The organism is Saccharomonospora piscinae, from assembly GCF_005862235.1.
Lineage (GTDB): Bacteria > Actinomycetota > Actinomycetes > Mycobacteriales > Pseudonocardiaceae > Saccharomonospora > Saccharomonospora piscinae.
This window is the reverse complement of sequence record NZ_VCEK01000002.1, coordinates 582,534-604,977: the sequence shown is the minus strand read 5'-3', so window position 1 is coordinate 604,977 and position 22,444 is coordinate 582,534. Positions and strand designations below refer to the sequence as shown.

Below are 22,444 nucleotides of genomic sequence, written 5' to 3'. Positions count from 1 at the left end.
AGTTACTGGCCGTCCGGCACCGTGATGAAGCCCTGCTCCACCATCCAGTCCCTCGCGACCGTGGCCGCGTCGCGGCCGTCCACGTCCACCTGCTTGTTCAGCTCGATGATCTCCTCGTTGTCCAGCGCCTCCGTGACGGGCGCCATGACGTCGGCGAGCTGCGGGTGCTCGGACGCGAAGTCCTCCCGCAACGTCACCGAGGCGTTGTACTGCGGGAAGAACTGCTTGTCGTCCTCGATGACCCGCAGGTCCAGCCCCGCGATGCGACCGTCGGTGGTGAACACCTCGCCGAAGTTGCAGGTCCCGTTGTCCACCGCGGCGTAGATGGCGCCGGTCCCGAACGTCTTCGTGGTGGTCGTCGGGAACCCGTAGGTCTCCTGCACGCCCGGCATCCCGTCCGGCCGGTTCGCGAACTCGGTCTCGATGCAGAACACGGCCTCCTGCGGGTTCTCCTTCAGAAAGTCCGTGACGTCGCTCATCGTGCGCAGGTCGTGTTCCTGGGCGTACGCCTCCGTGGTCGCGAAGGCGTAGGTGTTGTTGACCTGCGAGTACGGCAGCCACACGACACCGTTCTCGGCCAGGTCCGCCTCCCGCACGACCTCGTACTGCTCCTGCTCGGTGGGCAGCGGCTCGTCGTTGCCGAGGTAGGACAGCCACGCCGTGCCGGTGTACTCCCACTGGAGGTCGACCTGCCCGTTCAGCAGTGCGTACCGCGAGCTGTTCGACCCGCTGATGTTGGTGAGGTCGATCGTCTCGGCGCCCGCGGCCTCCAGGGCCAGCTCGGCGATGTAGCCGAGAATGATCTGTTCGGTGAAGTCCTTCGACCCCACCGTGACCTCGACGCCGTCGAGCTCCGGCACCGCACGGATCGACCCGGGCTGCACGTCGAACGGCAGCGCGGCGTTCAGGTTCAGCCCGCACGCGCCCACTGCCATGAGCGGCACGACGGCGAGCAGGGCCCGCACCCGCCTGGCCACGCCTGAGGTGCTCATGTCAGTCCCTTCGGTCCGAGGTAGTTCTCCAGCAGCGCACCGAGCCAGTCCACGATCAGGGCGAGGCCCACGGATAGCACGGCACCGACCACCAGCACCGACGTGCGGTTGAGCTTGTAGCCCGCGTCTACCAGCTCACCGAGCCCGCCGCCGTTGACGAAGAACGCCAGCGTGGCCGTGCCCACGGCCAGCACGAGCGAGGTGCGCAGCCCCGCGAGGATCAACGGCACGGCGAGCGGCAGCTCGATGCGCAGGAGCACCGCCGACGACGACATGCCGATGCCCCTGCCCGCGTCGACCAGCGCCGGGTCCACCGAGTCGATCCCGACGATGGTGTTGCGCAGCACGGGCAGCAGTGAGTAGAAGGCGATGGGCAGCGCCGCCGCCCACAGGCCCTCCCACTCGCTCCACAGGAAGAACAGCACCAGCACACCGAGCGCCGGGGCGGCCTGGCCGATGTTGGCGATGCCGATGAACACCGGCGACACCGGTCGTGCCCACGAGCGCGTGAGCACCACGCCGAGCGGCACCGCGATCCCCACCACGATCGCCGTCACGACCGCGGTGATCAGCAGGTGCTCCCACGTCTTGGTCAGCAGCTCGCCGCCGGTCAGCAGCTCGGCCTCGATGGCGTCGCTTTCACGGGTCAGCGCCCACGTCACCACGGCACCGACCAGCACGACCACCACGGCGGGCTGGGCCAGCAGGCGGACGCGCTCGGCTCTGGTCGAGCCCGATTCCGTGGAGAACCCCGAGAGCTCCGTGGTGGTCATGCCTCACCCCGTCCCGCCTCGACGTGCTCGGTGCGCAGCTGCTGGATGGTGTCGGTGACGGTGGCGATGTCGATGGTGCCGACGTACTCGCCGCGCGAGCCGGTGACCACCGCGTTTCCGCCCTCGGCGAGGATCGCCTCCAGGGCGTCCTGCAGCGTCGACTGGGTGCTCACCGCGTCGCCGACCGGCCTGCCCGCCGTCACCAGCGAGGTCGCCGCGCCAAGGTCGCGGACGTGGACCCACCGGACGGGCCTGCGCCGCCGGTCGAGCACCAGCGCGTAGGTCCGGCCCTGCTCGGTCATCCGCGTGCGCAGGGCCGCCGGGGTGGTGTCGGCGGCCGACGCGGTGAGCGTGTTGTCGCTGTAGCTGACGTCGCGCACGCGCAGCAGGGTCAGCTGCTTGAGCGACGCGCCCGCGCCGACGAACCCGGCCACCATGTCGTTGGCCGGGTTGGCCAGGATTGCCTCCGGCGTGTCGTACTGCTGGATGGACGACTGGTCACCGAGCACCGCGATCTTGTCGCCCAGCTTCACGGCCTCGTCGAAGTCGTGGGTGACGAACACGATCGTCTTGCGCAGGTCCGACTGGAGCCGCAGCAACTCGTCCTGGAGATTGCCCCTGGTAATGGGGTCCACCGCTCCGAACGGCTCGTCCATGAGCAGAGCGGGCGGGTCGGCGGCGAGCGCCCTGGCCACGCCGACGCGCTGCTGCTGCCCGCCCGAGAGCTGGCGGGGATAGCGGTCCCGGAACTCGCCCGCGTCGAGCCCCACCAGGTCCATCAGCTCGTCGACCCGGTCGCTGATGCGCTTGCGGTCCCACTTGAGCAGGCCCGGCACCACCGCGATGTTCTGCGCCACGGTGAAGTGCGGGAACAGCCCGGCCTGCTGGATGGCATAGCCGATCTTGCGGCGCAGCCGGTCGCCGTCGATCGCCTGGACGTCCTCGCCGCCGATGGTGATGCGGCCCGACGTCGGCTCGATCAACCGGTTGATCATCCGCATCGTGGTGGTCTTGCCGCACCCCGAAGGGCCGACGAGAATCACGATCTTGCCGGCCGGGATCGTCATGCTGACGTCGGCCACAGCGGGTTCCGCGCTGCCCGGATAGCGCTTGGTGACGTTCTCCAACTGGATTTCGGCGCCAGTGGGCTGGTCAGCCTGGTCAGACACTGTGTCAACCACGAATACCCCTCGAAACGGTGAGGCGAGCGATCAGGAAGTAGACGCCCTCCAGCAGCAGGGCGAGGATCACGACGCCGAGCGTCCCGGCCAGCGCCTGGTTGGTCGCGTTGGCGCTGCCCGCCCTGGTCAGGCCCGAGAACACCTCGCTGCCGAGGCCAGGGCCCTTGGCGTAGGCCGCGATCACCGCGATGCCCATCAACATCTGCGTGGCGACCCGCATCCCGGCGAGGATGGCCGGCCAGGCGAGTCGGAGTTCCACCCTGCTGAGGACCGACACGCGGTTCATCCCGATGCCCTTGGCCGCGTCGCTGATCGCGGGGTCGACCCCGGCGAGCCCGACGATCGTGTTGCGGGTGATCGGCAGCAGCGCGTACAGCACCAGCGCGATCATCGTGGGGGTCGCCCCCAGCCCGACCACCGGAATCAGCAGCCCCAGCAGCGCGAACGACGGGATCGTGAGGATCGCGCTGGCCAGCGCGGTGGCGACCGCGGACCCGGCGGGGCTGCGGTAGACCGCGATGCCGATCAGGACCCCGAGCACCGCCGCGATGATCGTCGCCTGCACGACCTCACTCACGTGGAGGAACGCCTGGAGCGACAACCGCTCCCATCGATCGGCTACGTACTCGAATAGACTCATGGACCACCCGCTCGGTCGCTTGGCAGATGTCAGTGGCGCAATTACAATTCACGATCCTCGCGCAAGTAGCAAGCAATGGACGGGATTCGTCTCGACCGGTCCATCCCATAGGCTGGTCTTCGTGAGCCGCAGCCGAGCCCCCGACCGCGCACTGCGCGGAATCCGGGGCGTTCTGCTCGCGAGCTGCTCGGCCATTCTCAGTGTGACGGCACACACACTCGGGGGCGGGCACCTGCCCCACCTGGTTCCCACCGTCGCGATGACCGTGCTGATCGGCTGGGTGTCCACCGCGCTCGCATCGCAGACCCGGGGCCGGGGCGGCATCCTGCTGGTCCTCGGCGGTGCGCAGCTCGTCACCCACCTCGTTCTCGGGGAGCTGTCCGGGCACGCGGTGGAGGGCCCGGCCATGTTGGCGTGCCATGTCGTCGCCACGGTGGTCACGGCACTGGTCCTGGCCCACGCCGAGGCGATGCTCGCCGTAGCGATCAGCGCGCTGTGGGCACTGCGAGTGCTGTTCGTGGTGGTGTGCGGCTCACCGGCGCCCGAGGGAACCGCGCCCCTCGGCGGCACGCCCCAGGGCGCCTTCCGCGCCGTCGAGGTCCTGCTCCGCAGGGCCCACCCGTTGCGCGGACCACCACCCACCTCCTGATCGATCGACGCAGTCACCATTCCCCGGATCAGGAGGATCCTTTGTTGTCGACAAATCGACGTTTTGTGCGCGGCGCGGTCGTCACCGCCGCCGCCACCACGAGCCTGCTGCTGGCGGGCGGCCTCGCCTCGGCCCACGTCACCGCCAACGTCTACGGCGACCCGCCGGAGCAGGGCGGCTACGGGGCCGTCGCGCTCCGGGTGCCCAACGAGGAGCAGGAGGTGGGCACCACGAAGGTGGAGGTCACGCTGCCCGCCGAGTACGGCATCACCACCGCGCGGACCAAGCCCGTCGCGGGGTGGACCGCCGAGGTGAGCAAGGACGACAACGTCGTCACCGCCGTCACCTGGACGGCCGAGGACGGGCACGAGATCGCGGCGGGCACCGCGTCGTACGAGGAGTTCGAACTCGTGCTCGGCTCCCTGCCCGAGGACGTGGACACGATGGTGCTGCCCGCCGCGCAGACCTACTCCGACGGCACCGTGGTGAACTGGGACGAGGACCCCACGACCGGCGACGAGCCCGAGCGGCCCGCCCCCGTCGTGGAACTCGCCGCATCCTCGGGAGACGGCCACGGCCACGGCGGAGCAGGTGCGGCCGAGGAGGACACCGGCAGCGCCGACAGCGCCAGCGACGCCGACGGCGGCGACTCGACCGACGAGACCGCCCGCTGGCTCGGCGGCGTGGGCCTGGCACTCGGCGCGCTGGGATTCGGCCTCGGCGTGGGCGCCACGCTGCGCGCCAGGAAGGCAGGCCGGTCGTGAGGCGGCTCGCGGCGCTGGTCACCGCCCTCGCGGTCGCGCTCGTGGGCCTGGCCGTGACGGCACTGCCCGCCTCCGCCCACAACGTGCTCATCTCGTCCGCGCCGGCCGAGGGCGACGAGCTGGACACCGCGCCGACCGAGGTCGTGCTGACGTTCGACCAGCCGGTGCAGGAAGCCGACGTCAACGAGGTCGCCCTCACCGGCCCGCAGGGCGACCAGTGGGCCGAGGGCACCGTGACGGTGGACGGCGACACGGTCACCGCCCCGCTGCGCCCGCTCGGCCCAGCCGGGGAGTACGTCGTCGGCTACCGCATCCTCTCCGCCGACGGGCACCCGGTGTCCGACGAGATCCGGTTCACGCTGACGGCGCCGGGGCCCGGCGAGGCCAGCGGTGCGCCCGACACCGAGGTGCCGGGTGCCGGGCAGGGCGATTCCGGTGACTCCGGGGCCGAGCAACAGCAGCAGGACGGTGCCGCTCCCGGTGAGGACGGCGCCGAGCAGGATCGGACCGCGAGCGAGGACGGCTCCGGCGGCGTGCCGGTGTGGGTCTGGCTCGCGGGTGCGGCCGTGCTGCTGGTGGCGGGCCTCGTGGTGGCCCTGCGCATGGGCCGCTCGGAGGACTGACGGGCTCCGGCCCTCCCGAAGGCGGTGGGGCCCGGCCGGGAAAGCCGAGCCGGACCCTACCGCCTGCGCCCGCGCAGCGGATGCCGCAGCGTCGCGGCCCGCCCGGCCTCGCGGTCGTGGTGCTGGCGCCGCAACGAGCGCATGATCTCGTCCTCACTGGTCACCAGCGGATCGCGACGCAGGTCCCGGTACAGCGAGACGCACAACGCGATCATGACGAGCACGAACGGCACCGCGACGAGGATGGTGAGGTTCTGCAGCCCCGTGAGCGCGTCGTCGCCGCCGACCAGCAGCATCACGGCCGCGACGGCACCCATCACCACACCCCAGAAGATGACGATCCTGCGGTGCGGGCCGACGGACCCGCGCTGCGACAGCGTTCCCATCACGACCGAGGCCGCGTCGGCACCGGACACGAAGAAGATCGACACGAGCAGCATCACCAGCACGGCGAGCGGGACGAACCACGGCAGGGTCTCCAACAGGGCGAACGTCGCCGCCTCCTCACCGCCCGCGCCCGCGATGTCCACGCCGGAACGCTGCGCCTCGATCGCCGCGCCACCGAAGATCGCGAACCAGACCAGGCTCACGACGCTGGGTACGGCGATCACGCCGATCACGAACTGCCGGATCGTGCGACCACGGGAGATCCGGGCGATGAACATGCCCACGAACGGGGTCCAGGAGATCCACCACGCCCAGTAGAAGACGGTCCAGCTCCCCAGCCACGCCTGCATGTCGGCACCGCCGGTGACCCCCGTGCGCCCGGACATCGCGGGCAGTTCCCGCAGGTAGTCGCCGATGGCCCCCGGGACCAGGTTGAGGATCAGCACCGTCGGACCGACAACCAGCACGAACACGGCCAGCAGGGCGGCGAGCACCATGTTGATGTTCGAAAGCCACTGGATTCCTTTGGCGATCCCGGAGACGGCCGAGGCCACGAACGCCACGGTCAGCACCGCGATGATGACCACCAGCAGCCCGGTGCCCGGATCGTCGATCCACCCCACCGAGGCGAGTCCGCCGCCGACCTGCAACGCGCCGAGCCCCAGCGAGGCAGCCGAACCGAACAGCGTCGCGAAGATCGCCATGACGTCGATCGCCTTGCCCAGCGGCCCCTCGCTGCGCCGCCTGCCGATCAGCGGCTCGAACACGGCCGAGATCAACTGGCTGCGCCGCCTGCGGAACGCGCTGTAGGCGATGGCCAGGCCGACGACCGAGTAGATCGCCCAGGGGTGGACGGTCCAGTGGAACAGCGTCGTGGCCATCGCGAGATGCACGGCGTCGTCGGAGTTGGCGGGCACCGTGCCGGGCGGCGGGCTGGTGAGGTGTGCCACGGGCTCGAACACCCCGAAGAACATGAGCCCGATGCCCATTCCGGCGCTGAACATCATGGCGATCCACGAGACCGTCCGAAACTCCGGCAGCTCGTCGTCCCTGCCCAGCGGAATCCGGCCGTAGCGGCTGACGGCGATCCACAGGGCGAACACCACGAACCCGCCCGCCGTGAGGACGAACGCCCACCCGCCGTACGGAATGACCGCGCCGTTCAGCGCCGTGTCCGCCACGGCGGCCAGGCTGCTGGGCGAGGAGACTCCCCAGGCCACGATGGCGAGGGCGATCACCGCGGCCACGCTGAAGACGACGCGGTCGGTCCTGGCGGGCCGGTCGGCCCGCCCGGGCTCCGGCTCCACGTCGGCCCGCATCCGCTGGTCCGGCTTCGCGGGATGCTCGGGGTGCTCGGGGTGCTCGGGGTCTTCGGAGTACCCGGTCATCAGCCGCCTTCCTGGGCTCGTACGGCCGAGAGGGTGCCCGCTCGCCGCCCGGCTAATCGCTCTCGACAGGAGGCGCGATGCGTAATCTCGACAGGGTGAGCAGACCCGCCGCCGCACCGGCCTCGTGGTTGTCCCGGCTCGGCCCCGTGGTCGCGGTGGTCACGGCCGCGCTGGCCGGAGTACTCGCCGGGCTCGGGCTCACCGCGGCGGCACCGGTCAGCGGTATCGCCCAGGTGGACACCGCCGTGCGCGTGGGGCTGCCACTCGCACGGGCCACGCTCGACCTCGCCGCCGTCGCCGCCGTGGGCTTCGCCCTGTTTCCCCTGCTGGCCGGGCAACGGGCGCCCGCTTCGGCCGCGGCGGCGTTCGGCCGCGCCCGCACCGGCGTCGCGGTGGCGGCAGTGGTGTGGGCGGTGGCCGCACTCGTGAGCCTGGTGCTCCAGGCGGCCGAGTACCGCCCCTCGGCCCCGGCCGTCTCGTTCGCCGACCTCCGTTCCTACGTCGCCACGGTGGCGGCGGGCAAGGCCCTGCTGGTGGTGGCGGGCTTCGCCCTGGTCCAGGCCGCACTCGCCGTGGCGGCACAGCGCCTCGGACGGCGGGTTCCGCCCGAACTCGTGGTGGGCTGCGGCCTGTTCGCGCTGCTCCCGCTGCCGGTCACCGGGCACGCCGCCACGTCCCACCTCGCCGAGTACACGATGGTGCTGCTCGAACTGCACATCGTGAGCGCCGTGGCCTGGACCGGCGGGCTCGCGGCCGTCGTCGTGCTCGCCGGGCGGCACCGCGGCCTGCTGGCCGTCGCGCTGCCCCGGTTCTCGCGCCTGGCCACGGCGTGCCTCGCGGTGACGGTGGCGACCGGCGCCCTCAGCGGGCTGGTCGAGTTCGTCCAGCACCCCACCGTCGAGCCGTGGCCGGGAATCGTCACCACCACCTACGGGCACCTGCTGCTCGCGAAGATCGTGGCGCTGGGCGCGATCGCCGCGCTCGGTGGCTACACGCGGTGGAAGCTGCTGCCCGGCGTCGTCCGGCACCGGCGCACGGCCCTCACCTCGTTCGCACTCGTCGAACTGGCCGTGCTCGGCCTGGCGTTGGGAATCGCGGCCGTTCTCACGAGGACACCCTTGACGACCACCACGTGACGTGGATTACAGTCGGGTTCGGCCCGGCCGAATTTCACCGGCTTCCCGCCCTCGCTCACCCCGTTCCGGGCAAGCGACGAACGGCGGGTAGCCGTCGCCGAATGCGTGCTTTCGGCGTCAGCGATAACGGCGCCATCGGGTGTCGGTCCTGCCCGCGCGAAGGTCACCGAGCCTGCGCGCCAACTCGTGGCGCACCCTCGGATGGCTGCGCGCGATCGGCAGCACGCTCGTCGTCAGCTTGAGTTCCCGCGCGGCACGCAGGGCCTCGAAGCCCTCCCACGCCGTCACGTCGAAGCCGTAGTGGCGCACCAGCTCGCCGTAGCGCTGCGGCGGGTCGTGAAATCGCTCGTGCCCGACCGCGAGGGGCACGAGATCCCACTCCGGCGGGCCCACGCAACTGGAGTCGAAATCGCACAGCACGGGACCGGACTCACCGACGATGACGTTGCCCGGATGCGCGTCCCCGTGGACCAGCGACGGCCGCAGCGGGAACGTCAGCCCGCGCAGCGCCTCCTCCACCTCGGCGCACCGGTCCAGCAGGAACCGCCGGTCGGACGCCGCGAGCTGTTCGGCGTCGGAGACCCTGGCCCGGACGTCGGCCAGCGGCGCCCAGCGCACCAGCTCAGCCGGAGGCGGCAGTGCGTGGACCCGGCGCAGGAGTCCGGCCAGCTCCGCCGGCCTGGCCTGCTGTCCCGCGCCGGGCACGCGGTGCCACACGGTCACCACGTGCTCGCCGACATAGAGCGGTTGCCGTACGCCGTCGAGCAGCCGCACGGCGGGTACCTCGTGTTCGGCGAGATAGCGGGCCACCCGCACGACCTTCGCCACCCGGTGCCGCAGTGCCCGTGACCCCACGATGCGCACCACGACGGGCTCGCGGGCCAGGGAGTACACGGCGTTGTTGGTGAACCGCAGGAGTGCGGCGCCGCGGTGGTCCAGGCCGAGCCGGGCACACGTCCGGCGCAGCACCTCGTCCAGTTCGGCCCTGGTGAACCGCCCGTCCAAGCCGCGCGCCCCGCCCGGTCAGCTCCGCGCCCCTCAGGCGAAGAAGTCGGTCATCCGCTCGGCGAGGTCGCGGGCGTCGCCGTTGTTGCTGCGGCGCACCGCCTCCTGACGCAGCGGCTCCATCCGCTTCTTCACCCGCGCCGACTTCAGTCCCTCGGCGCATTCCAGCGCCTTGCCCCCGACCTTCGCGCCGTGGTCGATGTCGCCTTCCAGCATGTGGTTGGTCGCCAGCATGCTGAGGCTGAACGTCTTGCTGCGGGCCATGTCGTCGCCGTAGGCGTCGGTGGCCCTGCGCAGTGCCGGGATCGCGTACCGCGTGTGGGCGGGGTCGGCCTGCTGGGCGAGTGTCGTGTGGACGGTGCCGACCATCGCGTGGACGTCGGTCTCGTCGAAGAAACGCACCCACGACTCCGCGTTGGCGATGTCGGCCCGCTGGAACTCGTCCCTCGTCCTGCCCAGCAGCTTCATGGCCTGCTCGGCGTTGCCCATCATGGCGTACGCCCACGCCTCGTTGGCGCACAGGACCGCCACCGCGAGCTCGGAGCCGGAGTCCTGCGCGGCCAACTGTCCCAACTGGAACAGCTTGAGCGCGTCGTTGGGCGCGTCCTGGTGCAGGTACACCCTGCCCATGCGATACAGGATGTTGGCGACGAGCGGGTGGTTCTCGCCCTGCTTCGCCAGTTCGAGCGCCTGCGCGAAGTGGTTGCGCGCGGAGTCGACGAGATCGATGTCGAACGACGTCCAGCCCGCGAGACTGTGCAGGTCGGCCAGCGCGACGTACAGCCGGGACCTGACGTTCTCCGACCCGCTCGCCTGAAGCATCTGCTGGCCCCACGAGAGCTGCGCCACCACCGCGTCGCGGCAGAACCCGCCGCCGTACTGGTAGTCGAGCGCTCTCAGGGCCCGGGTGGCCGCCTCGACCTGGCGAACGTCGGTGATTCCGATGCGCCCCGGCGCCGGTGTCCTCCCGGGGCTCGACGCCCAGGCCGCCGAGGCGGGCCCGAACACGGCGGCCCCCATCGTGACCTGGGCGGCGTGCGCGAGGAACTTCCGTCGTTTCACGGACTCGTCCTCCTCAGCTTGCTGCTCGTCGGCGTGGCCGACGACGTCGGTCCTCGTGGCCTCGTCGTAGGCGAGACCCATGTAGCCCCTCGGGATGCGCAGGCCTTTGGCGATGCGGGACAGCACGTCGTAGGCCATCACCTGGCGACCCTTGAGGATCTCCGACACCTCGGACTGTGACTGGCCGGTCATCGCGGCGATCTGCCGCTGCGAGATCCCGTGCATCCGCAGTTGGCGGTAGACCTCACTGACGTTGCGAGCCGCCAGCGCGTCCCGCATGTCACCGGTCTCCCACACGTCGGGGTCGATGCGGTTCTGCCTCGCGTCCTCGTTGGCGTCCATGTCCGCCCCTCCACAGTCCCGTCGGGCGTCGTGTGCAGCGTAAGCAACGCCTATTGAACCGTGCGAAGGCTCGTTGTGGGGCTCTGATCGGTCGGGCCGAACTCCCGCGACCGTTCGGCGTGCGGGCCGGGCCGGTCGCCGCTGCACGGCCCACCGAGGCTTCTCAGGGCGTCCGGTTCGCCGCAATGTAGGAGCAGGAGGTGCGTGGCCGGGCGAACACGTTGCGCGATCGCGAACCTCCCGCCGATGACAGTGACGTGGCGACGTGGCGACGTAGTGACGTAGTGACGGGACGAAGGACGTGGTGGGCGTGTACTCGATCGCAGCAGCCGCTGGCGGGACGGGCCTCGCGCCCACCCGCTTCGGCAGCGGGTCACCCCACTCCGTCCTCGACTCGGGCCGCCGGCACGAGGGCGCCCGGGTGGTCTGGCGCGTCCAGTGCGGCGACCTGATCAGCCGTGATCGCTGTGTTGCGGTGTATGTGGACGACGGCGAGGTGGTCCTCGTCGGACCTCCCGGAGAGGCGGCGCGCCTTTCGGCCGACCAACTCTGGCAACTCCGGGCCGCGCTCAACGAAGCCGCCGAACTGGCGGAAAGGTGACGGTGAGGACCAGGTGGACCAAATTCTCGGGCAGGTGCTCCGCAACGCGGTGTGGGAACGCCTCGACATGCTCGCCGACCTCGCGCACGAAGCGGACAGCCCGGCTCTGATCTCGGTGGCCCGGTCCGAGCTTCCCCGGCTCACCGAGGGCTGGCGGACCATTCTGCGAGCGCACGAACCCGACGAGCGCGGCGACTGTCCGACGTGCTCGACGCGGTGGCACCGCTGCAAGGCTCCCTGCTCGGTGTGGCAGGTGGCGCACGACCATCTCGTCGCGGGCGGGCTGGCCCACGTGCCGGAGTCGCGCCGGGCGACGGGACGGCACGCGCTGGCCGGAGGGCACAGCCGATGACCGCCCACACCGCCGAACTCCCGGCCAGCTCCCCAGTTTCCGCCCGGCGGCGGTCCCAGTCGCCGGCGGCCGGACCGTCCGTACCCCCGAGCGTGACGATCCGGCCGCCGGTTCCTCGGCGATTAATCGGAAAGATTTGCCTCTGTTAATGGCTCTGTCCGGGTGGCGGCGCTAGGTTGGCCACCACGATCGTCGAACAACTCCACATCGCACACCGCGAGAACCCGCCCCGTGGTTGGGCCCCGATACCCCGCGGGCCGGTGCCGTTGCACTCCCCCTCCCCCCGACCGGCACCGGTCCGCGGCCTCACCTCTACTCCGCGACGTCAGGCGTTCACTCGACGGTGAACCCGATACCGGACACGATAAAGTCGCTGACCTGCACAGCAAGGAGCACTTCGTGTCCGAGAACAACACCGCGACGCAGGCGGCGACCACCACTCCGCTTCGCAGGCAGCCGGTCCAGCAGCGCAGCGCCAAACGAGTCGAACGGATGCTCGACGCGAGCGCCGAACTGCTCGACGAAGTGGGCTACGAAGGGCTCACGACCACGCTCATCGCCAAACGGGCCGGCGTGGCCGTGGGCTCGCTGTACCAGTTCTTTCCCGACAAGCGGGCCGTGGTGCAGGCGCTGACCCAGCGGAACCTGGAACGCTTCATCACCGCCGTCAACGACCGCCTCGGCACGCTGGACCCGCATCACTGGTGGGACATCGTCGACTCGCTGCTGGACATCTACCTCGCCATGCACCGCGACGTCCCCGGTTTCTCCACCGTCCACTTCGGCGACGTCGTGGACCTGCGCCTGCTCGACGACCGCCGCACCAACAACCGCGTGGTCGTGGACGCGCTCGCGGGGCTGGTGACCACCCACCTCGCGCTCTCGCAGGAGGAGGTCGCGCTGCCGATCTCCATCGCCGTCGAGGCGGCCGACGGACTGCTCAACTACGCCTTCCGCCTCGATCCGCGAGGCAACCAGGACGTCATCGACGAGACCAAGACTCTGATCAAGGGCTACCTGGCGAGCAAGTTCGGCGACTGACGAAGCGAGTGAGTCGCCCGGAGTCAGCCGAAGCAGCGGCCCTCGCCGCGATAGGTGGGTGCGCTGCCGACCAGCGTCCCACCGGACACCAGGTGGTAGTCGCGGAAGTGCTCGGCCAGCTCACCGGATTTCGCGTGCCGGAACCACACGCGGTCGCCGAGCCGCAGTGCGCGCGCAGCGCGCCCCCGGACCGGGGTCTGTACCTCGCCCGCGCCCTCAATCCCGAGCAGGCTCAGCCCGGCTGGCAGGTGCGGCGACGGCAGCCGCGAGCGGCCCGCCGCGCCCGACGCGACGTAACCACCCGCGGCGAGAGTGACCACCCGGCGCCCCGGCCTGCGCACCACGGGCAGTGCGAACAGCGCGGCGGGTGCGGGGGTGAACCGGCGGTACCGCGAGAACAGCGCGGGGCCCAGCAGCCCGGAGCCCGCGGTGACCTCGGTGACCGCCCGTTCGGCGCAGGTGGACTCCAGGCTGCCCGTGCCGCCGCCGTTGACGAACTCCAGCGGGGCGACCCGCCGCACCGCTGCCACCACGGCCGCCCGCCGCGCGGCCAGTTCGGCGGCCGAACGCCGCTGCATCCACCGCGTCACGGCGCCGGAGACGCCGGGGCCGCCGTCGGGTACGCCCGCGATCTGGCCCTCGTAGCCCATCACCCCGACCAGCCGGAAGCCGCGCCGCGCCGCGATCCGCTCCGCGAGCCTGCCGACCTGCTTCGGTGTGTGGACCGGCGAGCGGCGGGTGCCGACGTGGACGCCGGGGAAGGGCCGCCACGAGGCGTCGAACTCCAGGCAGACCCGGATCTCCGGGTGCGCGGCTCCGAGCACGGTGTCGACGAGGTCGAGGTGCTCGCGGGAATCCACCATCAGGGTGATGGCCTGCCGCGCGGCGTCGTCGGCGGCGAGGGCACGCAACGCGCCCGTGTCGGCGGTCGGGTAGGCGACGACGAGGTCGTCGGCGGTGCCCTGTTCGTGCAGCCACAGGGCCTCGGCGAGGGTGTAGCACAGCAGCCCGGAGAAGCCGGGCCTGGCGAGTACCCGGTCGAGCAGTGCCCGGCAGCGCACCGATTTCGTGGCGATCCTGATGGGAGTACCTGCCGCTCGGCGGACGAGGTCGTCGGCGTTGGCGTCGACGGCATCAAGGTCGATCACGGCCAGCGGCGGGTCGAGATGCCGGGTCGCCGAGTCGTACCGGGCTCGGTCATCCACGGTCACGGAGGTCACGTCGAGAACGGTACGACAAGCCGCGTTGAAATGCGAATCACATTCACCTATGGTGGCTCACACGGCGAGGGAGGTCCGGGTGCGACCGTGGACGAACTGGGCGGGAACCGCCGTGGCACTGCCGCGGCGGACTCACCGCCCCGCTGACGCCCCGGGAATCGCCGACGCGGTCGCCGAGGCGGCCCGGCACGGCAGGCGACTGCGCCCGCTGGGTAGCGGCCACTCGTTCAGCCCCGTCGCCGCCACCGATCCCGGCGCCGACGCCCTCGACCTGAGCGCGTTCACCGGACTCGTCTCCGCGGACGTCGAAGCCGGGCTCGTGACGGTGCGGGCAGGCACGACACTGCGCCGCCTCAACACCCTGCTGGCTGCGCTGGGCCTGGCCATGACCAACCTCGGCGACATCGACGCCCAGACCGTCGCCGGGGCCATCTCCACGGGAACCCACGGCACCGGGGCGCGTTTCGGCGGCCTCGCCACCCAGGTGCGCGCACTGGAACTCGTCACGGCCGACGGCTCCACCGTCCGCTGCTCCCCCACCGACCACAGCGACCTGTTCGACGCCGCCAGGGTGGGTCTCGGCGCGCTCGGCGTCATCACCAGCGTGACGCTCCAGTGCGAACCCGCCTTCGTGCTCGACGCACACGAGGGCCCGCATCCGCTCGACACCGTGCTCGCCGAGTTCGACGACCTCGCCGAGACCACCGACCACGTCGAGTTCTACTGGTTCCCGTACGGCCGCAACGCCCTGCTCAAGCGCAACACGCGCCGCACCGACGGCACGCCGCCACGCCCGCTGCCCGCCGCGCGGCGGTTCCTCGACTACACCGTCATGGAGAACGTCGCCTTCGGCAGCCTCTGCAGGCTCGGCAGGGCGGTGCCGCGCCTGGTGCCCGCACTCGGTTCGCTCGCGTCCTCGGCCCTGTCCACCCGCCGCTACAGCGACGCTTCCCACCGGGTGTTCGCGACCCACCGCGCGGTGCGGTTCGTCGAGTCCGAGTACGCGGTGCCCCGCGAGGCGCTGGGCGACGTGCTCCGCGACCTGCGTGCGCTGGTGTCCCGGCTGCGGCACCCTGTGGCGTTCCCCGTGGAGGTCCGCGTGGCCGCCTCGGACGACATCTGGCTGTCCACGGCGTACGGCCGCGACACCGCCTACGTGGCCGTCCACCAGTACGTCGGCATGCCCTACGAGGAGTACTTCGCCGGCTTCGCCCGCATCGCGGCCGGGGTGGACGGCCGCCCGCACTGGGGCAAGCTGCACGATCTGGACGCCGGGCGGCTGCGCGAGCTCTACCCGCGATTCGACGACTTCCGGCGCGTGCGGTCGCGACTCGACCCCGGCGGTGTGTTCGCCAACGCCTACCTGGACCGGGTCCTCGGCCCCGGTTCCTAGAGTCGTTCGAGCGCCTCCGCCACCGGAGTGTTGCCCCCGGTCAGCTCCAGCGCGCGGCCGTAGGTGGTGCTGTCGGCGACCAGCAGTCGCAGCACCTCCGCCACGTCGTCGCGCGGTATGTCGCCCCTCGGCACCTCGTCGGCCAGGTGGACCAGGCCCGTTCCGGGGTCGTCGGTGAGCCTGCCGGGTCGCAGGATGGTCCAGTCGAGGTCGCGCGAGCGCAGATCGTCCTCCGCCGCCGCCTTGGCCCGCAGGTAGGCGGCGAACACCTCACCGACCCTGGCCTCGACCTCCGCGTCGACCGGCGCGCCCGCGCCCATCGAACTCACCTGGACGAACCGCCGCACCCCGGCCGCTTCGGCGGCCTCGGCGAACAGCACGGCAGCCGCCCGGTCCACGGTGTCCTTGCGGGCGAGCCCGCTACCCGGGCCCGCACCCGCCGCGAACACGGCGGCGTCGGCCCCCGAGAGCACGCCGACGGCCTCGTCCAGGGTGGCGGTCTCCAGATCCAGGACCGCGGGCTCGGCACTGCGTTCGCGCAGATCCCCCGCCTGCTCGGCCGTGCGGATGATCCCCACGGCGGTGTCACCCGCGGCGGCGAGCAACGACTCCAGGCGCAGCGCGATCTTGCCGTGTCCTCCGGCGATGACGACTCGCATACCGTCGAGGCTAGCCGTCCCGCCGTTCACAGGCAGTGGAGCCCGCCGCCTCGCAGGCCAGCAACCGCTCGTAGGCGACCTCGTGAACCCAGCGCCACACCTCGTCGTCCCCGAGCATGATGCGGTCCTCGCCGCACGTCACGTCGAGGTCCACCGTGGCGTTCTCGTCGGCGGCGACCGTGCCGATGCCGTACATCCTGGCCCGGGGCAGGCAGTGGTCCACGTAGTCGTGGCTCATGGTGATCGACGTCGGCAGCACCATCGCGGCCTCGCCGTAGCGGGCGAACGGCACCGCCGCCGCCATGCCCGTGCGCCAGTGCCGGGCCACGGCGAGCACCCCGGCGATGTGGACCGCGGGCGGAGGCGCGACCCGCGCCAGCTCCGGCCACGTCCAGGTCGCCACCGTGGCCCTGTCGGTGACCGGCCGCAGCCCCGTGGCGATGCGCTCCGCGTGGGCGTCGGGCCGGAGCCGCGCCACCACGAACACGCGCCGGCCGAACAGCGTCAGCTGCGGCAGCACCGTTCCCTGCCAGCCGAGCAGCGGCGCCGCCCGGGAGGCCAGCTCCGCGGGATCGGACGGGAGCTCGATGGTGGGGCTGACTCGGCCGGGAATCGACCGGACGCCGTTCGACTCACTCGTTGTCGCGGTTTGCCCAGGTGGTACCGCCACGAAGTCCGCCTCCCTGAAGTTCGCCTGCCGGATCACCGCGCCGAAAACGGCACGTGACCTGAGTACCAGCGCAAACGGGCGTCGTCTGCGCTCCACGGGCGCGGTTGCGATCGGCGGCGTCCCACGGTCGGTGATCGGTCGGTGGGCGGCTGAGTGACTTCGGTCGGGCGGTGCGGCCGTATGGGTGATGCCCCGGGCGAGCGGCCCCCGGTACCGGTGACCGGCACCGCAGCGCCGGAGCCGCCGCCCGCACTACGGTGGCGGCGAGCCGCCCACCGTGGGCGCCGTGACGAGGAGGCCACCATGCGACCGCGCCGCTCCGTGCTCTACCTGCCCGGCGCGAACGAGCGCGCGCTGGAGAAGGCGCGGACCCTGCCCGCCGACGCCCTGGTGCTCGACCTGGAGGACGCCGTGGCGCCCGATGCCAAGGCGACCGCCCGCGACCGGGTGTGCGAGGCCGTCGCCTCGGGCGCCTACGGCGAGCGAGAGACGGCCGTACGGATCAACGGACTCGGGTCGGCCTGGCACGACGCCGACGTGCGCGCGGTGGCCCCGGTGGGGCCGGACGCCGTCGTGGTGCCCAAGGTGGGCTCGGCCGCCGACGTCCACGCCGTCGACCGGGCACTCACCGACGCCGGTGCTCCCGCCCGCACCGCGGTGTGGGCGATGGTGGAGACCCCGGCGGCGGTGCTGCGAGCCGAGGAGATCGCGACGGCGTCCGAGCGGCTCACCGTGCTCGTGCTGGGCACCAACGACCTCGCCAAGGAACTGCGCGCCGAGTTCGTGCCCGGCCGGGCACCGCTGCTGCCGAGCCTGTCACTCTGCCTGCTGGCCGCCCGCGCGGCGGGAAAGTCCATCGTGGACGGTGTCTACAACGACGTACGCGACGCTGAGGGTTTCGAGGCCGAGTGCGTCCAGGCCCGGCAGTTCGGGTTCGATGGCAAGACACTCGTCCACCCGAACCAACTCGACGTCTGCAACCGCGTCTTCGCACCGTCCGAAGCCGACGTGGAGCACGCCCGCCGCGTCATCGAGGCCCTGGAACGGGCCGTGGCGGACGGCAGGGGCGTGGTCACAGTGGACGGCCGCATGGTGGAGAACCTGCACGTGGAACAGGCGCGGCGGGTCCTCGCCCTGCACGAGGCCGTGACCGCTCGCGAGTCAGGCGAGACCGGCCGGTAGCCACCACAGCGCGGCCAGTCCCGAGGCCAGCAGCAGCGTCGAGCCCATCGCCACGCCGATCGGGAAGCTCGGTGTCAGCGACCACCGCCGTGCGAACCGCGCCGCAGCCACCACGAGCGCGAACTGGAGCACACCGAGGATCGCCAACGCCCAGTCCTGCAGCAACACGGCCAGCGGAACGAAGTGTGCCGCCACCACGAGCGCCACCGCGAAGGAGAACCAGCGCGCCCTTCCCTGGCGCCACAACACCAGGCAGGCCACCGCCGCCGCCACCACCTCGGCGCCGACGAGCACACCGAACCACGCGAACCGGCCTTCGAGTGCGGACGCGCCGTCCCAGTGCGCCCAGACGGCGTATCCACCGGCCGCCGCGGCAGCGGTCCCGAGAACGCTGCCGAGCCCGAGCCAGCCCACCGCGCGCTTCGGCGGCGCCTCTTGCGCCCAGCCGAGCCAGACGCACGTCATCAACCCGAACCAGGCGACGAGGAACAGTCCGTCGCGCAGGAAGTCCGTGGCCATGGCCTACCCGGCTCCGGGATCGAACACGCTCGCGGCCATCGGGCGCTCCTCGCGGCGGGGTGGCGGGACTCGGTCGCGGCCATCGTATGCCAGGCCCGGACGGGTGGGTGTGGTGCCGTGAAGGCCACCTTCACTGCATGAGACGCAGCGAGGGTGGCCTTCACGGCGCCAGACGCAGCGAGGGTGGCCTTCGCGGCACCGGGCACGCAGTGCGCAGCCTGCGCACGTACGAGCGCCCGGTGCTGTGCGCGCCCGCTCCGGGCTCGTCCCAGAGCTGTGAGACCAGTTCCGGCACCGATACCACGCGGTTTGCCCGGCAGGCCAGCACCGCCAGTAACGCCCGGATTCTGCCGGCCGGGACAGCGATGTCCCGTTCACCGTCGACCACCTGCAACGGGCCCAAAATGCGGATTTCCACGGCACCCCCACAAAACCATGTCCGGCCGCTGACGATAACAACACCACAACGGCGGGATAGTGCTTTTGGAGGAATGGCGTGCCGACGATCGGTGCAACCAAAAAAACGGCCACCTCCACACCCGGGGTGAGAGGTGGCCGTTTCAGCCGTGAAGAGCTGCTTCGGGCGTCAGGCGCTCTTGCGGCGACGCTGCAGGAAGATCGCACCAGCACCGGCGCCGACCAGGCCGACACCGATCAGCAGCGGCGTCAGCGCCGAGAACCCGGTCTGAGCCAGGTCGTCGGAGTTCGCCTGGGGCGTCACGCTGGGCTGCGAGGTCTCCACCGGCGCGGGCTGCGACTCGGTGGTGCCGGGCGCGGTGGGCGTCGTCTCGGTCGGCTCCTCCGGCGTCGTCGGCGCGGGCGCCGCGGTCCACTCGGCACCGGCCATCGCGGAAAGCTTGGTGTCCTCAGAGGACGCGAGGATGAGCGACTGCGCGGGCTTGCGGTCGTAGCCCTCGCTCACGAACAGCCTGCCGGTGGGCAGCTGGGCGGTCGCGGACAGCGCGAACTCGCCCGAGCCCTCGGCCAGCTCGGCGGGCACGTCGAGGTAGAGCTCGGTGCCGTCGGTGATGTCGCCGGCGGTCAGCTCGTTGCCCTCGGCGTCGGTGACGGTGACGCCCTCGGGAACGTTCGTGGCCAGCTCGTCGATCTGGCCACCGGTGGTCACCGTGAACGGGCCGATGCGCTCACCCGCCTCGCCGGTGGCGTGCTCGGGGCCGATCTCCAGCGAGGCGTTCGGCTCGGAGACGCCCACATTGGACTCACCGGTCAGGTAGTCGTAGAGCGCCAGCACGTCGGCGTCGGCGCCCGGGTCGTCCGATCGGACCGGGTCCTCGCGGTCGATGTCCTTGCCGTCGCTGTAGTGCCAGACGGCCGCCTGCGTGGCGGCGACGGCCTCGCGCTTGTTCAATCCGTCGTGGAGTTCCGCGCCCTGCTCGGTCAGCGTCTGCTCCAGCGCACCCAGGTCCTGGACGGGGAAGCCGTGGTGCAGCACCCAGTTGATGTGGTCGCGGTTGGCGTGGAACGGCGAGTCCGGGTTCGGGAACTCGTCCCACGGCGTCTCGAACAGCGACCGGTTCTTGTCGACGCGGACACTGATCTCCACGCAGTACGCGCCCAGCGAGCTGCCGTTGTGGTCGAGCGCGAACAGTGTGGTGTTCTGGAAGCCACCGTCCACATTGACCCGGTAGCCCGTGGTGGCGCCGTCGGTAAAGTCGGCCTTGCCCTCGTCGGCGGCGGCGGGAACGGAACCGATGGAGAGGGCGAGCGCGGTGGCTCCGGCGAACGCACCGAGTCTGGCGAACGTTCTTCTGCTGTTCATGAGTCTCCTAAGAGCACAACGGTGGAAGGGGAAAACCCAGTCAGGTGAAGATCAGACACCCAGCGATGCGGAGCATACACAGGGTGTCAATTTCCCGTGAAACCACCGTCCGAACAAGCGAAGCCACTGTTCGTCAGTTCAGTGAACACAACGCACGGTTTAAATCGGCCCACAAATCCTCGGGGTCCTCGAGCCCGACACTGAACCGGATCAGGCCGGGTGCGACGTGCTCGTCGCCGGCCAGCGACGCGCGCCGTTCCACCGTGCTCTCCACGCCGCCGAGGCTGGTGGCGTGCTGCACGAGTTCCAGCGTGCGGCACACCGCGTCGGCGCGGCCCGCGTCCGGCAGCTCGAACGCGATCATCGCACCCGACCCCGGGTACCGGACCGCGCTCACGGCGGGATGACCGGACAACCGCTCGGCGAGCAGCGCGGCCGAGCGGGAGGCCTCCGCGAATCGCACCGGCAACGTACGCAACCCCCGCAGTGCGAGAAACGTCTCCAGGGCACCTGGAGTCGCACCGATCCGGGTACGCGCGTCCCGCAGCGCATTCGCCAGCTTGTCGTCCGTGGCGATCGCCACACCGAGCAGGAGGTCACTGTGCCCGCCGATGAACTTGGTCACGCTGTGCACCACGACATCCGCGCCGAGCGCCAGCGGCTGCTGCCCGAGTGGCGTGGCGAACGTGTTGTCCACCACGACCAGCGGTGCGTGCTCCCGGCCGGCCAACTCCGCCGTGATGCGCGGGATGTCGATGACGTGCAGGCTCGGATTCGTGGGTGACTCCAGCCACAGCAGGTCGGCCTCGCCCGCGGCGGCGAGCCACGCGGCGGTGTCCCCCGGCTCCACCGGCACGACGGTGATGCGGCCCGCCCGCTGCTCGTGGGCGAGGTGGCTGCGGGTCCCGGCGTAGCTGTCGCTCGGCACGGCCACCGTCGCACCCGCGCGGAGACCGTCCAGGACGGCGGAGACGGTGGCCACACCGGAGGCGAACGCCGTCGCCCTGCCGCCCTCCAGCTCGCCGATCGCCGCCTCGAACGCGGCCCAGGTCGGGGTTCCGTCCTGCCGGGCGTAGTCCAGCCCGAGCATGCTGGCGGGGACGATGGGGGTGTTCATCGGCTGCCCCTGCCCCGAGGGCCGTCCGGCCACGATCGCCCTGGTACGCGCCGACCACTGTTCGCTCATGCGGGACACCGTAACCAGGCCGACAACGAAAAACGCCGCCAGGGAGACTTCCCCGACGGCGTTCTCGCTGTGGTGGGCGAGGAGGGAGTTGAACCCTCACGTCCTTCCGGACACACGGACCTGAACCGTGCGCGTCTGCCATTCCGCCACTCGCCCGAGCAACTGCGACAGTGAGGACAGCGTAGCAAGCCTGTCGAGACGCCTTTCACGGGGCCCGGTGTGACACCGGCAAAACCCGATACGATCGCCTCGAAGGCACACGTGGAAGGAGGTGGTCACCGGTGGGACGCGTGCAGCGCTTCGATCGGCGCCTCGAGAACCTCGTGGGTGATGCCTTCGCCCGGATATTCGGTGGCAACGTCGTCACTCAGGAAGTGGCGTTGGAACTGGAGCGGGAGTGTGAGGACAACGTCAGGGACCTCGCGGGCGGGCGCAAGCTCGCTCCCAACCACTACGTCGTGTCGTTGGGCGCCGGGGACTACGACCGCATGGCGGCGGAGGAACAGCGGGTCACCCGCATGCTCGCCGAAGCCGTCTCCGAGCACCTCGCTGAGCACGGCTGGGACACCTATGGTGACGTCGTAGTTTCGCTAGAGCGCAACGAGGCGCTGCATACTGGAAAGTTCAGAACCCGCTCGACCGTCGACCCGGACGTCAAGGCAAGCGACACCGGGCCCCCCGCGCGGTCGGCACGAATGAGCGACGCAGGAGACCGACCAATGAGCCAGCCCGGCGGCTACGGCCAATACGACCAGGGTGACCCGTACGGCCAGCAGGGCCAGTACGGCTACGGACAGGGACAGCCCGGTTACGACCAGGGCTACGGCCAGCCGGGTTACGACCAGGGTTACGGCCAGCCCGGCGGTTACGACCAGGGCTACGGCCAGCCGGGTTACGAC

General features: G+C 71.1%; 24 protein-coding genes and 1 tRNA gene. 10 read left to right on the top strand and 15 right to left on the bottom strand.

What is annotated here, in order from left to right; all coding sequences use genetic code 11:
- Positions 1-2: 2 nt before the first annotated feature.
- Genes FFT09_RS08525 through FFT09_RS08510 form a run of 4 tightly spaced genes read right to left on the bottom strand, consistent with a single transcriptional unit; the run spans position 3 to position 3,586 of the window.
- Positions 3-992 (bottom strand): glycine betaine ABC transporter substrate-binding protein, encoded by a 990-nt coding sequence (locus tag FFT09_RS08525; protein WP_138382330.1) that lies wholly within the window; start codon positions 990-992, stop codon positions 3-5.
- A complete protein-coding gene (locus FFT09_RS08520; RefSeq protein WP_024876937.1) occupies positions 989-1,765 on the bottom strand; it encodes an ABC transporter permease in 777 nt (258 codons plus the stop codon). The genes FFT09_RS08525 and FFT09_RS08520 overlap by 4 nt, the downstream gene beginning before the upstream one ends.
- Positions 1,762-2,934 carry an ABC transporter ATP-binding protein gene (locus FFT09_RS08515; protein WP_024876938.1) on the bottom strand — a complete coding sequence of 391 codons (1,173 nt, stop codon included), beginning with the start codon at positions 2,932-2,934 and terminating at the stop codon, positions 1,762-1,764. The genes FFT09_RS08520 and FFT09_RS08515 overlap by 4 nt, the downstream gene beginning before the upstream one ends.
- A 4-nt stretch (positions 2,935-2,938) precedes the next feature.
- Positions 2,939-3,586, bottom strand: coding sequence for an ABC transporter permease (locus FFT09_RS08510; RefSeq protein WP_024876939.1), 648 nt, complete (start codon positions 3,584-3,586; stop codon positions 2,939-2,941).
- 121 nt (positions 3,587-3,707) lie between these two features.
- Between FFT09_RS08510 and FFT09_RS08505 the strand changes: the two genes are divergently transcribed.
- Genes FFT09_RS08505 through FFT09_RS08495 form a run of 3 tightly spaced genes read left to right on the top strand, consistent with a single transcriptional unit; the run spans position 3,708 to position 5,622 of the window.
- The gene (locus FFT09_RS08505) at positions 3,708-4,235 is read left to right on the top strand and encodes a hypothetical protein (protein WP_024876940.1); all 528 of its coding nucleotides are present in this window, start codon (positions 3,708-3,710) and stop codon (positions 4,233-4,235) included.
- Between the two features lie 41 nt (positions 4,236-4,276).
- Positions 4,277-4,999 (top strand): YcnI family copper-binding membrane protein, encoded by a 723-nt coding sequence (locus tag FFT09_RS08500; protein WP_138382329.1) that lies wholly within the window; start codon positions 4,277-4,279, stop codon positions 4,997-4,999.
- The gene (locus tag FFT09_RS08495) at positions 4,996-5,622 is read left to right on the top strand and encodes a copper resistance CopC family protein (protein ID WP_138382328.1); all 627 of its coding nucleotides are present in this window, start codon (positions 4,996-4,998) and stop codon (positions 5,620-5,622) included. The genes FFT09_RS08500 and FFT09_RS08495 overlap by 4 nt, the downstream gene beginning before the upstream one ends.
- A gap of 56 nt (positions 5,623-5,678) precedes the next feature.
- Here the strand turns inward: FFT09_RS08495 and FFT09_RS08490 are convergent, their stop codons facing one another.
- Positions 5,679-7,328: a BCCT family transporter gene (locus FFT09_RS08490; RefSeq protein ID WP_138382612.1), complete on the bottom strand. Its 1,650-nt coding sequence runs from the start codon at positions 7,326-7,328 to the stop codon at positions 5,679-5,681.
- Between the two features lie 146 nt (positions 7,329-7,474).
- On the opposite strand from FFT09_RS08490, the gene FFT09_RS08485 reads away from it, so the two are divergent.
- Positions 7,475-8,533: a copper resistance D family protein gene (locus FFT09_RS08485; protein ID WP_081192822.1), complete on the top strand. Its 1,059-nt coding sequence runs from the start codon at positions 7,475-7,477 to the stop codon at positions 8,531-8,533.
- A gap of 117 nt (positions 8,534-8,650) precedes the next feature.
- Here the strand turns inward: FFT09_RS08485 and FFT09_RS08480 are convergent, their stop codons facing one another.
- Both FFT09_RS08480 and FFT09_RS08475 read right to left on the bottom strand, forming a co-directional pair.
- Entirely contained in the window at positions 8,651-9,538 is an 888-nt protein-coding gene (locus FFT09_RS08480) for a phosphotransferase family protein (RefSeq protein WP_138382327.1), read from the bottom strand.
- 33 nt (positions 9,539-9,571) lie between these two features.
- Positions 9,572-10,942 carry a helix-turn-helix transcriptional regulator gene (locus FFT09_RS08475; RefSeq protein ID WP_081192818.1) on the bottom strand — a complete coding sequence of 457 codons (1,371 nt, stop codon included), beginning with the start codon at positions 10,940-10,942 and terminating at the stop codon, positions 9,572-9,574.
- Between the two features lie 304 nt (positions 10,943-11,246).
- On the opposite strand from FFT09_RS08475, the gene FFT09_RS23245 reads away from it, so the two are divergent.
- The 3 genes from FFT09_RS23245 (at position 11,247) to FFT09_RS08460 (ending at position 12,936) form a co-directional block, all read left to right on the top strand.
- Entirely contained in the window at positions 11,247-11,543 is a 297-nt protein-coding gene (locus tag FFT09_RS23245) for a hypothetical protein (protein WP_420852696.1), read from the top strand.
- Between the two features lie 13 nt (positions 11,544-11,556).
- Positions 11,557-11,895 (top strand): hypothetical protein, encoded by a 339-nt coding sequence (locus FFT09_RS08465; RefSeq protein ID WP_051473432.1) that lies wholly within the window; start codon positions 11,557-11,559, stop codon positions 11,893-11,895.
- Between the two features lie 399 nt (positions 11,896-12,294).
- On the top strand, positions 12,295-12,936 hold the full coding sequence (locus FFT09_RS08460) for a TetR/AcrR family transcriptional regulator (protein WP_081192816.1): 642 nt from the start codon (positions 12,295-12,297) through the stop codon (positions 12,934-12,936).
- A 23-nt stretch (positions 12,937-12,959) separates the two neighbouring features.
- Here the strand turns inward: FFT09_RS08460 and FFT09_RS08455 are convergent, their stop codons facing one another.
- On the bottom strand, positions 12,960-14,156 hold the full coding sequence (locus FFT09_RS08455; RefSeq protein ID WP_425273050.1) for an alanine racemase: 1,197 nt from the start codon (positions 14,154-14,156) through the stop codon (positions 12,960-12,962).
- A 79-nt stretch (positions 14,157-14,235) separates the two neighbouring features.
- Here FFT09_RS08455 and FFT09_RS08450 point away from each other — a divergent pair, with 79 nt between their 5' ends.
- Complete coding sequence (locus tag FFT09_RS08450; protein ID WP_138382326.1) at positions 14,236-15,549, top strand: D-arabinono-1,4-lactone oxidase; 1,314 nt, start codon at positions 14,236-14,238, stop codon at positions 15,547-15,549.
- Here FFT09_RS08450 and FFT09_RS08445 read toward each other — a convergent pair.
- Both FFT09_RS08445 and FFT09_RS08440 read right to left on the bottom strand, forming a co-directional pair.
- Positions 15,546-16,208: an NAD(P)H-binding protein gene (locus FFT09_RS08445; RefSeq protein WP_138382325.1), complete on the bottom strand. Its 663-nt coding sequence runs from the start codon at positions 16,206-16,208 to the stop codon at positions 15,546-15,548. The genes FFT09_RS08450 and FFT09_RS08445 overlap by 4 nt on opposite strands.
- 10 nt (positions 16,209-16,218) lie before the next feature.
- Positions 16,219-16,878 (bottom strand): hypothetical protein, encoded by a 660-nt coding sequence (locus FFT09_RS08440; protein ID WP_081193493.1) that lies wholly within the window; start codon positions 16,876-16,878, stop codon positions 16,219-16,221.
- Positions 16,879-17,181: 303 nt separating this feature from the next.
- Between FFT09_RS08440 and FFT09_RS08435 the strand changes: the two genes are divergently transcribed.
- Positions 17,182-18,060, top strand: a complete 879-nt coding sequence (locus tag FFT09_RS08435) for an HpcH/HpaI aldolase/citrate lyase family protein (protein WP_081192810.1) — start codon at positions 17,182-17,184, stop codon at positions 18,058-18,060.
- Here FFT09_RS08435 and FFT09_RS08430 read toward each other — a convergent pair.
- From FFT09_RS08430 to FFT09_RS08410, 5 genes are all read right to left on the bottom strand, one after another.
- The gene (locus FFT09_RS08430; protein ID WP_081192808.1) at positions 18,040-18,579 is read right to left on the bottom strand and encodes a hypothetical protein; all 540 of its coding nucleotides are present in this window, start codon (positions 18,577-18,579) and stop codon (positions 18,040-18,042) included. The genes FFT09_RS08435 and FFT09_RS08430 overlap by 21 nt on opposite strands.
- Before the next feature lie 160 nt (positions 18,580-18,739).
- Complete coding sequence (locus FFT09_RS08425) at positions 18,740-18,997, bottom strand: AfsR/SARP family transcriptional regulator (protein ID WP_138382324.1); 258 nt, start codon at positions 18,995-18,997, stop codon at positions 18,740-18,742.
- Positions 18,998-19,165: 168 nt separating this feature from the next.
- A complete protein-coding gene (locus tag FFT09_RS08420) occupies positions 19,166-20,359 on the bottom strand; it encodes a thioester domain-containing protein (protein WP_138382323.1) in 1,194 nt (397 codons plus the stop codon).
- A gap of 133 nt (positions 20,360-20,492) precedes the next feature.
- A complete protein-coding gene (locus tag FFT09_RS08415; protein WP_138382322.1) occupies positions 20,493-21,545 on the bottom strand; it encodes a trans-sulfuration enzyme family protein in 1,053 nt (350 codons plus the stop codon).
- 70 nt (positions 21,546-21,615) lie between these two features.
- A tRNA-Leu gene (locus FFT09_RS08410) sits at positions 21,616-21,701 on the bottom strand.
- A gap of 125 nt (positions 21,702-21,826) precedes the next feature.
- Between FFT09_RS08410 and FFT09_RS23240 the strand changes: the two genes are divergently transcribed.
- Positions 21,827-22,444: DUF3662 domain-containing protein (locus tag FFT09_RS23240; RefSeq protein WP_244231275.1), on the top strand; the 618-nt coding region annotated here is incomplete at its 3' end.